The sequence below is a fragment of the Neolewinella sp. genome, from assembly GCF_965214665.1.
GTDB lineage: Bacteria > Bacteroidota > Bacteroidia > Chitinophagales > Saprospiraceae > Neolewinella.
Genome location: NZ_OZ243970.1, coordinates 2653572 through 2667231, shown reverse-complemented (window position 1 = coordinate 2667231; position 13660 = coordinate 2653572). Strand labels below are relative to the sequence as shown.

The 13660-nt window shown below is 61.6% G+C and carries 12 protein-coding genes; 6 read left to right on the top strand and 6 right to left on the bottom strand.

From position 1 onward, the window contains the following. Positions 1-23 precede the first annotated feature (23 nt). Positions 24-2204: an ATP-binding protein gene (locus tag ACOOHD_RS11540; protein WP_420458030.1), complete on the bottom strand. Its 2181-nt coding sequence runs from the start codon at positions 2202-2204 to the stop codon at positions 24-26. Positions 2205-2306: 102 nt separating this feature from the next. Here ACOOHD_RS11540 and ACOOHD_RS11535 point away from each other — a divergent pair, with 102 nt between their 5' ends. From ACOOHD_RS11535 to ACOOHD_RS11525, 3 genes are read left to right on the top strand one after another with little or no spacing between them, the layout of a single operon-like run. Continuing rightward, positions 2307-2822: a hypothetical protein gene (locus ACOOHD_RS11535; protein WP_420458029.1), complete on the top strand. Its 516-nt coding sequence runs from the start codon at positions 2307-2309 to the stop codon at positions 2820-2822. Continuing rightward, entirely contained in the window at positions 2815-3435 is a 621-nt protein-coding gene (locus ACOOHD_RS11530) for a hypothetical protein (protein WP_420458028.1), read from the top strand. Before ACOOHD_RS11535 ends, ACOOHD_RS11530 begins: the two co-directional genes overlap by 8 nt. A gap of 52 nt (positions 3436-3487) precedes the next feature. Further along, the gene (locus ACOOHD_RS11525) at positions 3488-3955 is read left to right on the top strand and encodes a DUF4174 domain-containing protein (RefSeq protein WP_420458027.1); all 468 of its coding nucleotides are present in this window, start codon (positions 3488-3490) and stop codon (positions 3953-3955) included. A gap of 167 nt (positions 3956-4122) precedes the next feature. On the opposite strand, the gene ACOOHD_RS11520 is transcribed toward ACOOHD_RS11525, so the two are convergent. Further along, positions 4123-4734, bottom strand: coding sequence for a C40 family peptidase (locus ACOOHD_RS11520; protein ID WP_420458026.1), 612 nt, complete (start codon positions 4732-4734; stop codon positions 4123-4125). Between the two features lie 87 nt (positions 4735-4821). Here ACOOHD_RS11520 and ACOOHD_RS11515 point away from each other — a divergent pair, with 87 nt between their 5' ends. Further along, positions 4822-6150 carry a DUF58 domain-containing protein gene (locus tag ACOOHD_RS11515; protein ID WP_420458025.1) on the top strand — a complete coding sequence of 443 codons (1329 nt, stop codon included), beginning with the start codon at positions 4822-4824 and terminating at the stop codon, positions 6148-6150. Here the strand turns inward: ACOOHD_RS11515 and ACOOHD_RS11510 are convergent. Then, on the bottom strand, positions 6147-6515 hold the full coding sequence (locus ACOOHD_RS11510; protein WP_420458024.1) for a YraN family protein: 369 nt from the start codon (positions 6513-6515) through the stop codon (positions 6147-6149). The two genes, ACOOHD_RS11515 and ACOOHD_RS11510, sit on opposite strands and share 4 nt — an antisense overlap. 89 nt (positions 6516-6604) lie before the next feature. Here ACOOHD_RS11510 and ACOOHD_RS11505 point away from each other — a divergent pair, with 89 nt between their 5' ends. Next, positions 6605-7228: a hypothetical protein gene (locus ACOOHD_RS11505; RefSeq protein ID WP_420458023.1), complete on the top strand. Its 624-nt coding sequence runs from the start codon at positions 6605-6607 to the stop codon at positions 7226-7228. A gap of 81 nt (positions 7229-7309) precedes the next feature. On the opposite strand, the gene ACOOHD_RS11500 is transcribed toward ACOOHD_RS11505, so the two are convergent. Beyond that, positions 7310-7900 (bottom strand): DUF697 domain-containing protein, encoded by a 591-nt coding sequence (locus ACOOHD_RS11500; RefSeq protein ID WP_420458022.1) that lies wholly within the window; start codon positions 7898-7900, stop codon positions 7310-7312. A gap of 84 nt (positions 7901-7984) precedes the next feature. Beyond that, entirely contained in the window at positions 7985-9004 is a 1020-nt protein-coding gene (locus ACOOHD_RS11495; protein WP_420458021.1) for a nucleoid-associated protein, read from the bottom strand. 213 nt (positions 9005-9217) lie between these two features. Here ACOOHD_RS11495 and ACOOHD_RS11490 point away from each other — a divergent pair, with 213 nt between their 5' ends. Continuing rightward, on the top strand, positions 9218-9937 hold the full coding sequence (locus ACOOHD_RS11490) for a pirin family protein (RefSeq protein WP_420458020.1): 720 nt from the start codon (positions 9218-9220) through the stop codon (positions 9935-9937). A gap of 110 nt (positions 9938-10047) precedes the next feature. On the opposite strand, the gene ACOOHD_RS11485 is transcribed toward ACOOHD_RS11490, so the two are convergent. Continuing rightward, positions 10048-13569 (bottom strand): VCBS repeat-containing protein, encoded by a 3522-nt coding sequence (locus tag ACOOHD_RS11485; protein WP_420458019.1) that lies wholly within the window; start codon positions 13567-13569, stop codon positions 10048-10050. Positions 13570-13660 lie beyond the last annotated feature (91 nt).

Here is a 13660-nt window from a genome sequence, read left to right as displayed (position 1 = left end):
GCCTCCCCGTATAACGGGAAGGTTTACTGGAATGTTTGGCCCACCGCCGGCGCCGGCAGGTCGGTGTAGAAGAGCAGGGTGGTACCCCGGCCGGGACTGCTTTCGATACGTACCTCCCCGTGGTGCCGCTTGACGATGCGGCGCACGATGGCCAGTCCCACCCCGTTGCCAGCGTACTCCTCCTGGGTCACCAGGCGGTTGAACATACCGAAGACGCGCTGCTGGTGCTGGGGGGCAATGCCAATCCCATTATCGGAGACGTAAAACTCGCCCTGCTGCCTACGGTGGGGGTGGGGCCGGAAGCCTACGTTGATCTGGGGGTCGGCCTGTAGGGCACTGTACTTGATGGCATTGGAAATAAGTTGGCGGAATACCACGGCTAATTGCTCCCGATCCCCCCGGATCGACGGCAGGGGGCGGTCGATGTGCACCGTGGCGTTGAGCCCCATCTGCTGATTGACCTCCTTTACGGCTTCCTCCACCAGCCGGGGTACATCGAGCTCGTTGACGATAAGTTTAGCCCGGCCCACGCGGCTTAGCTCCAGGATATCAGCGATGAACTGGTTCATCCGCGCGGCATTGTACTGGATGGTGTGAATAAGCTCCTTGCCACCCTCCCCGATCCCGGTGCCGTAGTCCTCGAGCAAGATTTCGGCGAACCCATCGATGCCACGTAGGGGGGCACGCAGGTCGTGACTGACCATATAGCTGAAGTCTTCCATCTCGGCGTAGGCCGTCTTGAGCTGCTCGTTGACGCGGCGCAGGTGGGTGTAGCGTTCCATGACCACGTCGCGTACGAAGGTTTGTAGTTCGGTGGCGGCGCGGAGCTGGGGGGCGGTCCAGGGTATGGCATACCCACGGCGTGATTCTACTACCGGCACATAGCGCGCAATCTCCCCGTCGGGGTGATCGTCCGCGGTGCTGCCGTAAAGAATCTCCTCCACATGCTCGGGCCGGAACCAGACGATCCACTCCGTACGGCTGGCGTTGAGGGGCAGAAAGAGGATGCCGGCGGCCGACTTGCGCAGTTCCTCACCGGAAAAGTGCTCTCCGAGTTTGGTGATGGCAAGGTAGTCCTGGGTACCCACGGCGGACTGGGCCCCGCGAACGACCTGGAGGATCTGGTCTTCGGAGGGCGTAGCGCCTAGGGTAGTGAGCTGATCCTCGATGTATATAGCCACTCCGGTGGTATCGGGTAGGTAGTCCAGCAGGGAGGGGTCCTCGCCCAGCAGTCCCTCCATCATACTGGGGGCACTGGCAATGCGCTCGCGCAGGCGAGAGCGGATGACATCGGAGGTCAGCAACCGCTGCCGCAACTCCGCGAGCAGCCGGTAGGCGATGTTTTGTCCGGTAAGGGTACCGATGAGGTGGGCGAAGGTGCGCAACTGGTAGTCGAGCTTGGTCTCCGGGATGGCGTGGCCGAAGAGCATGCCCCAGGGCTTACCGTCGACTACGATGGCGATACTCAGCAGGGTCTTGAAGTGGGACTCCACCATGAAGCGCTCGAAGGCGGGGTAGGGGGTACGGCAGCCCAGGTGGTAGTTGACCGCCTGCTCGCCACCGTCGAGATCGCCGCGCACGGAAACGAAGGGGAAGGCCGAGATGCTGAAATTGAGCACCGTCTCCCGCTCGTGGAGCTTGTAGCCCTCCTCGGGAAAGTCGAAGGGACGAAAGCGCAGGCCCAGCAACGAGGGTAGCTCACCATCGGTGTACTCATTGCGTACGATCCCGTCGCCTTCCTCCTCGAATTGATACGCAATAACCCGGTTGAAGCGGAGGTAGCCGGCCAGCTTGCGGCACACCAGGTCGAGCAGCTCGTCGAGATCGTCTGCTTCCAGCAGGTCCTCGGTGATGTCGTTGAGGGCTACCTCGCGGTCGAGACTACCGAGCTCGTTTTGGAGGTAGGGCTCGATCTCGAGCACGATGGTCTCGTCGTAAAAAAAGGGGATAAGCTGGCGCTGCCCCCAGTCTACCGGCCCGCCGCTACCAATGCGTTGGGGGAGGGGAACGCGGCGCGCGCGGTTGATGGGGAGTTCATCGAGAATGGTCTGCGAAAACAGACTGGTAGCCGGTTCTCCCAGTACTGCACCTGCGTCCCCGCCCGTGATGTCCTGCACGTTATCGCTGACGGCCCGCACGCGCAGGGACGCAGCATCCAGCACGACGACGTGGGCGTAGGATTGAATTTTATTATCGGCGGGCATACCTAGTACCTAAGCGTAGTGGGGCAAGTGCATGTTTGCCCCGACGATACAAAAAGGGGGGTGGGAGATAAACCAGATTGCGGCTCCGGACCTATACCAGGTATGCCGTCGAACGATCGTATCCTGCGCCACCCGGGGCTGGTGCCCCTCTGGGAAAGTATGGAGCGGGAACACCGGGCCAAACAGCTTACGGCCGTGGCCCTGGTGGTGGCCGGGCTGGCCACCTGTCTGTTCACCCTGCGCTACTCGGCGGTCTTCCCCTTCCTGGGCGCGCTGGCCGCTACGCTGGGCGTGTACTGGCTGGTGCGACTGCTGGGCGAGCAACCCGCGGCGGCCTGGCGCCAAGAGCTGCGCGAGCACCCCGAACGTTTCGTATGGGTGTACGGTATGGTCACCGAGCGGATGCCCTTTGGCCTCAACCTGATGCGTAGCGCGACGCTTTACCTGGTGGACGACCGCGGCGAGGCCCACGATTTCGGTCTGCGGCCGGAGCAGCTGCTACTGGTCACCAAGACGCTGAACCGGCTGCTGCCCCACGCCGAATTCGGCTACACCGAGGAGCGCGAACAGCGCCACCGCGGTACCGTCACCCGCTACAACCGCACCCCCTATGGCTAGTTTCTGGGATAAGATCACGGCACTCTTCGACGCGGCCGAGCAGAGTACCCCCCAGGCCCCGGCCGTGCACGAGATGATCGAGCGCGACGCCGAGGAGCTGGCCGCCTACGAACGGTGGAAGCGCACCGCGGCCCGGCAGCGGCTCTTCGACTGGATCACCGAGCAGTACGCCCAGTTTCTGGCCGGACGGCAGAACGATCACTCCGTGAGTTTTTTGGATACGGCCAGTAGCAAGGGCTTCGTCGTGCACTTCAGCGAGACGCAGTACCGCCGCGACGAGATCAACCATTTCTTCCACTACCTCAAGGAGCGGGTGCTGGCCCTGAACTACCGCACCCAGATCAGCGACCGCCGGGTGTTCAGCCGCCGCGACTGGGTCGAAACCCAGGAGCGGCACTACCTCAAACCCCGTACCCGCCAGCAGCGCAAGACCGCCCCGCTGGAGCGTGGAGGCCTGGACCAGAAGTTCGGCAACATCACCGTAGAGCTAGAACTACGCGACGACGTGCCCTGGAACCTACGCCTGCGGGCTACGACCTACCAGGACGCGCTGTACGGCGAGCCGGAGACCTTCCGCGCCCTCCTGGCGGCCCTGGCCGGAACAACGGACTAAGTGGCTGTGTTTCAGGAGTATGACTCGCTCCCTATTCATCGCTACCTTACTTATGCTTCTCCCCCTCGCCGCTACGGCCCAGAGCGTCAATGACTACCAGTGGAAGGCCCGGCTCATCCTGGTCTTCACTCCCGACATCAACGATCCGCTGTTCGTAGAGCAGTACGGTCTGCTGCGCGAGGCCTCCCAGCAGCTCGACGAGCGCATGGTCAAGATCCTGCTCATCACCCCCGAGGGGGAGCACGAGAATACGGGCATCTTCCTGGACGAGAGTGCCTCCACCTACTACTACGACCGCTTCAGCGTGGAGCCCTACCAACTGGAGCTGATCCTGGTGGGGCTGGACGGCCACGAGAAGTTTCGGGCGCGTAACTCCGTTACCCCGGCCTCGGTGCTGCTCGAGCTCATTGATAGTATGCCGATGCGGCAGCGGGAGATCCGGCAGGGCTACGATGCGAAGAGCCAGATTAATGGGACGGAGAGTGTGCTGCCTACTGAGACTGGGAATGGCGGCGGGTAACCACGGAGTGGTTTTGCGTTGGGGTAGAGCGCCTAGCGGCGCTGGGGGTGAACCACAGAGGACGCTGAGGGCCACAGAGATATACTATCACACATCTCTGTGTATCTCTGCGCCTTCTGTGGTAGTTTTTTATCTGCTACTTGCTTGAGTAAGCCTGTGCTGCGCGGCTACTGGATCAAATCCTTCACCGTATAAATCTTAGGTCGCCAGTACGAGGAGGCCAGGATATTCTCCCGGATCACCCCCCGGCTACTCGTAGGGTGGATCACCCAGAGCTCCCCCGGGGCAGCCGCCACGATCATCGACACGTGAAACACCGGCTGGTTGGCCCCCCGACGGAAGAACACGAGGTCGCCGGCCTTGGCCGTAGCGGGGTCGATGGGGCGGCCTTCCTTAGCCTGGTCACGGCTCACGCGCTGTATGCTCAGTCCCTCGGCATTGTACAGGTACTTCACGAACCCCGAGCAGTCAAAGCCCTCCTTGGGCGTATTGCCGCCGTACTTGTAGCGGATACCGAGGTACGCTTCGGCCTTGCTGACCAGGCTGTTGCGGACCACGGCGGTGGGGCCACTGGCAGTTTCTTTATGGCTGGGAACGGGCCTAGCGGCGCGGGGCGGGCGGGGCCGCTGGGTGCGGGCGCGGGTGGTGGGGGTGGCCGCGGTACTCCTCGTGTGCGTACTCGGTGCGCGGGAGGGATTGCGGACCGTAGTGCCCACGGGGCGGAACGAACTACAGCCGCTGAGTAGCCCAAGCAGGAGGAGGAAGACGGGTAATTTCACGGGTGTAGTAGTTGGTACCCAGGGAACGCGGGGTGTGGCGAATTTAGTTTAGTTTGGCCGTTCGTGCCTGCCCCCTACCCCGCCTTTATGATTCACTTAAGTAATCTCTACCTGGGGACGCGCTTTTTTGTGCTCCTGGCCGTAGCGGGGGTGTGTGGGGCGATGGGCTTCTGGTATGCCGGGGCATTCTACCTGGGGGTAGGCGTGTTGGCGATACTGCTGCTGCTTACGGTTTACGATACGTACCTGCTTTACCCCTCCGCGCGGTCCGTGAGCGCGGTGCGCAAGCCGCCGCAGGTCTTCTCCCTCGGCGATGAGCTACAGGTGCAGGTACTTCTGCACAATGCTAGTGCACAGGACCTTCGCCTCACCCTGATTGACGAGCTACCGGACCAACTCCAGATCAGGGACCAGCGCATTCCGGTACGGATCGCGGCCGGCGAGAAGCTCGCGCTGGAGTACGGCCTACGCCCAACCACCCGGGGCGTGTACACCTTTGGTAACCTGAACCTCTTTCTTCAGACCCGCTACGCCCTGGCCGAGCGCCGGCTCGTCGTGGCCCACATACAGGACGTGGCCGTTTATCCCAGTATCGTGCAGATGAAGCAGTTCGCCCTACGCGCCCACGAGACGGTGCTGGTGGGGGGGCAGCGCCGGCCCCGGCCGGTGACCAAGAGCTACGAGTTCGACCAGATCAAGGAGTACGTGCGCGGCGACGATCTGCGCAGCGTGAACTGGAAGGCGACGGCGCGGCGGGGGGAGCTCATGGTCAATAAGTACGCCGTGGAGCGGGCGCAGCGCATCTACTCCGTCATCGATAAGGGCCGCACGATGCTGATGCCCTTCGGGGGACTAAGCCTGCTCGACTACGCCATCAATGCCTCGCTGGCGCTGTCCAACGTCATCCTGCGCCGCGATGACCGGGCCGGACTCATCACCTTTTCCGATAAACTCGGCGATGTGCTTACAGCCGATAGCAAGCCCGATCAGCTGCGCCGCATCCTGGAGACGCTGTACCGGCAGCGGGAGCGGGAGGGGGAGAGCGACTACGACCTGCTGTACTACGCTACGCGGCGTTTTCTGCCCTCGCGGAGCCTGCTCATCCTGTTTACCAACTTCGAGAGCAACACGGCGCTGGATCGAGTGCTACCTATCCTACGTCGCATCGGTCGCAATCACTCCCTGGTGGTAGTGCTCTTCGAGAACACTGAGATCGCCGATCTGCTGACGCCCCCGGCTGCCGACATTGAGGAAGTGTACCTCAAAAGTACCGCCCGCCGCTACGTGCAGGAGCGGGAACTGATGGCCGCGCGGCTGCGGCAGAACGGGGTGCAGGTGGTACTGACCCGCCCCGAGGAGCTCACCGGTAACGTGATCGCCAAGTACCTGGAGCTGAAGGGGCGGGGCGGTATCTAGTGGAGACCGGGGAAGAAAACGTCCTCGTAATGGTGCAGGGTGTAATCGTCGGCGGAGCGCAGGTGAATAGCGATCAGGTCGAAGCGGATCTCCCAGTCGTAGTTGGTGTGCTCCATGTACATCGAAGCGGCGCGGCTGATGCGCCGTTGCTGTGGTCGTTTGAAGAAGGTGCTGGGGTGACCGTAGGCCAGGGAGGTACGCGTCTTGACCTCGACAAACACGATCTTGTTCTCGAAGGCGGCCACCAGGTCGATCTCGGTGCGACGGTAGCGGTAGTTGGTGGTCTCGATGGCGTAGCCCAGTGCCTCGAGGTGTCGGCGGGCCAACGCCTCGCCCCGATTGCCCGTCTTCTTACGGTCGGTCATAGGACCGAAAGGTAGGACGCGCCCGTACAAATGGACCGAAAGCCCCGCCTACGCCGTTATCTTTACCGAACTCTTGTACCCCTTCTGCTATGAACCTACGTGTCTTCGTTCTTCTCTTTCTCTGCCTCTGCTTATCCACCTTCGCCAGTGCCCAAACGCGGGAGGATGCAGCGAGGGACGATATTCGCTATGGCAATCGCGGTCGGCAGCTACAGGACCTGCGGCAGGGTGGCGACATCTGGTACGGGGCCGGGGCCGTGCTCCAGTACCGGGGGGGCAGCTTCAGTAGCCAGTTTAGGATCGGGATCAATCCCATCGTAGGCTATAAGCTCAATAACTTCCTCAGTGTAGGCCCCCGGGCAAGTATCGTGTACAATGCCTACCGCTTCGATACCGGGGGGGGAGGTAAGTTGAGTTCCCGTAACTGGACCTGGTCGGTAGGCGCCTTCACCCGGGCGAAAATTTACCGGGGCTTCTTCGTACAGGCGGAGTACAGCCTCCTGAGCGATGTCGTTATTACCGGGGTCACCAACGGGCAGCTTGACGAGCTGCGTGCTACCCGGGCGGTACCCTTCTTGGGGGCGGGGCTGAGCCAGGGTGGCGGCCCCGGCGCGGCCGGCTTCGAGATCCTGGTGATGTTCCGCCTCACCCAGCCTGACCGGCTGAACGATTCGCCGTACGAGTTCCGCACGGGCTTCAACTACAATTTTTAGGGCAATCAGTCCGCACCCACGAAAAAGCCCCGGCACGCTGGACGTACCGGGGCTTTCTGCTTTTGTAAGCAGCCTAGCTGGCTAGGCCTTGTTGCTGCTGCCGCTATCCAGCAGGTAGCTGAAATTATTGCGCCATCCCGCCACCTTGGTGGGGTTCCACTTACCTTCCTGTACCTGGGAGACGATGTGGTTAACGATCTCACTTACGGTAATGTCCGAGGGGTTCTGACCGCTCGATAGCCGGGCCTGGTAGATCTTGCCGACCTCGGCGGTCATGAAGCCGCTAAGGGCAGCCTGGGTGGCACCGCCAATGAGAAATTTCAGGGGGGAGAAGGCCCTAGTGATGCTGGTAAGCACGCCGGTAACCAGGCGGCCGGCTAGGGAGGTGACTCCAGTCGTGATCGTCATACGGATCATCTGATCGTCGACATCGTACTCGTACACATTGGCCAGATCTTTGATCATCTTCACCTGTATACCGGTAAGCGCCGCTACGTCGAGCCCGAAGGTGGGGATCAGTGCCGTAGCGGTGCCAAACAGCGCGTAGCGCTTGATGATGGCGTCGGCCTGAGCATCCTTGTTGGCATCGTTGGTCGTAGCAGGGAGGTTCTCTCCGTTAGGGTTGTCGGTCGTTGTAGTCAGGGTTTCTGGATTCTGGTCGGTGGTGGCCATGATGGTAGTTGTTTGTGTGTGGATTAGTACCTATATAACCTAGGTGTTACGGGAAGATGTTCGGCCCTACTCCCGATTTACCGCCTACTCGCCGTACTGGTCCAGTAGTAGGGAGGCCAGCTCCTCGCTATTGATCGTGATCTTGCCGCTCGCCTCGTCGATGTGGACCTGCCCGTTACGGAAATGATCCTTCGTACAGGTGATGCTAATACCCCCCACGCCGGCCCGCAGGTAGAACTGGTTGCGCAACGCCTTGCGGTCCACCCGGAAGCCCTGATCGATGGGGCTGTTTTGCTCGGCTAGCATCTCCTGCAGCGGCTTGTCGTTGCCGTAGAAGTGGGCATCGAAGTCCTCCACCCGGATGGTCTGCTGCGGCGCCTTGGCCGCGTACTTTACCAGGGCCTTTTCGAAGTCGCCGTCATTCATTGCGAAGCCCGTTTCGCGGTCCTTCGGCACCGGCAGCTCCTCGACCATCTCCAGAAAGTTGTAGGTCAGCTCGGAGCTCGTCTCCGCCCGGTCGATGCCCACCCAGTCGGTGAAGTACTGCGAGATACTACTCTGGGTACGCGCGTGGCGGATCATCTGCACGTTACGTCCCTTACCGGCCAGCAGGCGGGCGGCCATGGCCATGTTCTGAATGTCGAGGTAGGCCGTGGTTTGTAGCCGTAGCGCGTCCTGCTCCTCGTCGTCCACGAAGACCATCCCCTCCGTATTACGGATCATGTAGATACCGAGCATGCGCTGCTCCTCCATCGTATAGTCGACGAAGAGCAGGTAGCCCCCCTTGGCCCCGGTGACCCCCTGCAAATTATCCTTTAGCACATCCATCGCCGACTGGCTAAAGGTCACGAAGCCCGGTCGATTACGTCCCTCCTCCAGCCAGTTCTGGTAGTAAGCAGGAAAGAGCCCCTCGTCGGGTGCCACCAGAAAGCCCTGTAGCAGGTCGGATTTACGCTCGAACGTCTGGTCCAGTCGCCCGATCAGGTCGATTGCCTGCTCGGTGATCGCCAGCGGCTGACTACTCAATAGCAGATCGGCCTCGGCCAGCTCCGGCTGCTTCTTTAGTTCGTGGACGATTAGGTGGTGCACGATGAGTTGATCCATGCGGCAAAGGTAGATCGCCTTCGGCGATTAGATCGCTTCGCTTAGTAGACGCCTATCAGCTGGTTAGACGCTCCGCTGTTAGACGGTCTAACCAGCGTCAGCGTCTAACCAGGCGAAGCCGTCTAACCAGCCGATAGGCGTCTACCGAACGATGTGATCTACGCAACCTTCGGTTGCTCTATATGTTATACAACTACATCAAATGTACCTACAATGAAAACAATCCACCACCCCGCCGACTCCCGCGGCCACGCCAATCACGGCTGGCTCAACACCCACCACACCTTCAGCTTCGCCAGCTACTACGATCCCGAGCGGACGCACTTTGGCGTACTGCGCGTCCTCAACGACGACGAGGTCGCTGCCGGCCGCGGCTTCGGCTCCCACCCCCACGATAATATGGAGATCATCTCTATCCCGCTAGAGGGCGACCTGGAGCATGAGGATAGCATGGGCAACACTACGGTGATCAAGGAGGGCGACATCCAGGTCATGAGTGCCGGCACCGGCGTGGTACACTCCGAAAAGAACAAGCATACCAACCGCGACGTCAAGTTTCTCCAAATCTGGGTCTTCCCCGACCGGCGTAACGTCGAGCCCCGCTACGACCAGATCCACATGGACGAGACGAAGGAGCGCAATGCCTGGCACCGGGTTCTCACCCCCAAAGACGCCGGCGTGGAAGGAGCCGTCTGGATTCACCAGGATGCCTACTTCAGCATCGGCCGCCTCGCTGCCGGCACAACCGTCGACTACACCCTAAACAAGCCCGGCCACGGCGTCTACCTCTTCGTACTCGAGGGCAGCGCGGAGGTCGACGGGCAGCAGCTCGGGCGGCGCGACGGACTGGGTGTGACCGCGACCGAAGCCTTCGCGGTGAAGGCCGGCGTTGAAGGGGTTCGCATCCTTGCTATGGAAGTACCGATGAATTAGATCGCTTTGCTCATTAGACGCTGCGCTGGTTAGACGCCTATCGGCTGGTTAGACCGTCTAACCAGCGCAGCGTCTAACCAGGCGAAGCCGTCTAACCAGCCGACAGGCGTCTAATTCACTTGTACATCGCTCGCTCCCGCCGGCACCCACGCCCCACGGCCCCGCTGGCTCAGATACCCGCTGCCCCAGTAGGCCTCCACGACCACCGGCTTACCGGCTAGCGTAAAGGTGAGGCGACGGCCGTCGGGGGGGAATTCCACGTAGGTGGCACCTGCGTCCGCGGTAAGGTAGCTGCGCGTGGGGCCCTGGTTTTCGGTAGCGATAAGGAGGGGGCGGCCGCCGGCGTTGAGTACGGTGAGGCTGCGGCCGTTGCCGGGTACAAAAATGCCGGACTCCCTTAACGGCTGAGCGATAAAATTCTTCTGATCAGGATCGTATAGAAGTACTAGCCCATTGAGCGCATCGAGCATACCCATGCCGGTCTCGGCACCGTAGTCATTGCCGATGGCCACTAGGTCGTCGTAGCCGTCGCTGTTCACGTCAAGCGGCTGGAGACCGAAGAGCGGGGCCACCTGGGCCTCCCGTGGAAGCTCGTGGAAGGCGAAGTTGCCATTCCCCAGGTTTTCGATCCAGGCGGAGCGGAGGTAGTTGGCGCGCAGGGTAGTGACCTCGGCCTGGGGATAACCGGCAACGACCTCACCGATAGTGGCCCGACCGAACTCATCGTGGCGCTCGTACCGCTTTTTGACGCTGATCAGTTGCTTCTCCGTATCCGTGCGTTGGTTATGGGGATATTCTTGGTAGCTGCCGTCCTCGGCCAGGACATAGTCACTCACCAGCAGATCGTAGCCGCCGTTGCCGTCGAAGTCGGCGCCGTACAGCCCCACGTAGTCTTGCCCGTTCTGCTGGTAGAGGTTGTTGCGGCCGAAGTTAGTGGCTACGTAGTCCACGTCCCCATCATGGTCGAAGTCGGCGGCGCTCAGCCCGTTCCACCAGCCCACATGCTCGCTCAGGGAGGCGGGCGTGGCCTCGGTCAGTACGCCCTCGCGGTTGGCGAAGAGGCGCAGGGGCATGCCCTGTCCGGCGATCAGTAGGTCGGTCCAGCCGTCGTTGTCGTAGTCGGTCCACAGCGCGTCACACACCAGTCCCAGGTTAGCCAATTCGGGCGGGGACGCAGGTGCAAACTTCCCGCGGCCGTTGTTTTCCAGTACGTAGCTATCGACCGGTTCCGGGAAGCGAGCCGGCCGTAGGCGGCCGCCTACGAACAGGTCCAGGTCCCCATCACGGTCGTAGTCGGCGGCGCGCACGCAGGAGCCGCTGGACTTTAACTTCGGCAACGCATCTTCGGCCAGGGTGAAGTTGCCCGCCCCATCGTTGAGCAGCAGGCGGTCGAGTAGCTCCGGGCGGTCGAGGCTGTACTCGCTGCCGCCGCTGACGAGGTAGAGGTCCTGATCGCCATCGCCGTCGGCGTCGAAGAAGAGGCTGCCGAGCTCCTCGGGTCCATTATCTACGGGAAGCGGGTCAGCCAGGTGGAAGGTGGGTTGCCCGGCGTTATTTAATTGCTGTAGCAGGAGCTGACCCGGGTAGAAGTGACTGCCGGAGCGGTACACGTCATCGAGCCCGTCGCCGTTGACGTCGGCTACGGCCAGGCCGGGACCGTACTCGCTGAGCTTATGGGGCAGCAGCGGCTGCACGTTGAAGTCGATGAAGAGGCAGTCGCGGTGCATGGGCAGCGACTGCATGAGCTCGGTAGCCACCAGTAGCGGCGCTACGGGGGGAGAGTTGGTAGCCGGGGGAGCCGGCCGGCCCTGCTCGGGGGTAAGTTGCAGACGTTGGTCCCAGGCTACGTCTTTATATATAAGGTCTTTGCCGTCGGGCCAGGTGACGTGTACCGCCACGAGGCTATCGCCCGCCGCAAAACCGAAGTGCAGCACATCGGTCACGCTGGAGAGAAAGCCGCGCACGGGTTGGTTGTAAGCAGTTTGCCGGCCGCGGGTGGACTCCACCGTGACGCGGGCACCGATGGCCTGAGTGTTCATACCGCTTCCCCGGAGCGCGACAGAGAGGTAGTGGGTGCTATCGGGCCGGGCATCTCCGTCGATGAGGGTGTTGCGGAAGAGGAAGCAGCTATCGTTGATGTTGTTGACGACGTAGTCGAGGTCGCCATCATTATCAAGATCGGCATACACCGCTCCGTTGGAAAAGGAGGGGTGGTCGAGGCCCCACTCAGCAATTCGCTTGGTAAATAATGGGATGTCGCCGCCGTCGTTTTCGTAGGCGTAGTTGGCGATCTTGACGGAGGGAATTTGGGCCAGGCGGGTCTCGCGGCTCGCTAGCCGGCTCATCTGCACGTTGTAGTCCATGAAGTCGCGGTCGGTCACGTCGCGCGGAAAGCCGTTGGTGATGAGCAGGTCGCGGTCGCCGTCGTTGTCTACATCGGCGGCCAGGGGGCTCCAGCTCCAGTCGGTGGCGGCTACGCCGGCTAGCATGCCTACGTCCTGGTACACCAGGGTGGTATCGTCGGCGCGTACGCCCAGTTGCAGCATGTTGCGGGTAAACTGCGGCAGGTAATTGAAGCGGACGTTGTTGAGGTAGGCGTTGTAGTTGTTGGGGGGCATCATGGCCTTGCGGCGCAGATTGTCTTCGGGGAACATATCGACGCTGAAGAGATCCTCGGTACCGTCGCCATTGAGATCGGCCACCTCATTGCCCATGGCCGAGTAGCTGGTATGCTTGAGGTAGTCGGCGGCGTGGTCGGTGAAGGTGCCGTCCTGGTTGTTGATCCACAGCAGGTCGTTGCTGACGTAGTCGTTGGTGACGTAAAGATCGGGCCAGCCGTCCTGGTTGACGTCGCAGACGCTTACGCCTAGTCCGAAGCCCTCCTTCAAGATGCCCGCCTCCTGGGTCACGTTCGTGAAGTGGGGCAGCCCGTCGCTGCCGATACCATCGTTGCGGTACAGCTTGTCGTTCTTGCGCCCGCTGCCATCGGTGACCTTGGGCAGATAGCGGTTGGGCAGGGCGCGGTTGTCCATCTCGTTGACCAATACGTAGAGGTCGAGGTCGCCGTCGCGGTCGTAGTCCAGGAAGGCGCTCTGGGTAGTATGGGAGGTATCGGCGATGCCGACGGCGGCGGCGACTTCGCGGAAGTAAGGAACCTGGATACCGTTTTCGTCGGCCCGGTTGCCTTCATTGAGATAAAGTAGGTTAGCCCGGAGCGCGCCCTGCGGTCGCACGGTGGCACTGACGTAGAGATCGAGGCGGCCGTCGCCGTTGATATCGTGCACCGCCACCCCGCTGCACCAGCGGCCCCGCCCGCTTACGCCCGCTGCTTCGGTGACGTCGAGGAAGGTAAAATCGCCCCCGTTGAGGTAGAGGCGGTTGTCGGCCGTGTTGCCAGAGAAGTAGAGGTCGGTGAGTCCGTCGCCGTTGAAGTCGCCGGCCCCTACGCCGCCGCCGTTGTACACGTACTCAAAATCGAGGATGTTGAAGGTGTCATTTTCGGTGATGCGGTTGGCGAAGGTGAGTCCGCTCGTGGCCGCCGGGATGCGCTCAAACAAGGTAGGGGGGGTGTGCTCGCAGCCGGTGGTGAGTAGGAGAATGACAAAAAATATTGGGGGCAGGGTGGTACGCATGGGGGAGTGCAAAATGGGGGGTTAAGATAAGTAGGTTGGGGATGGTTAACCGGATTGGGTGCCCGGTGAAAAGGGAGAAGGTGAGTGAGTG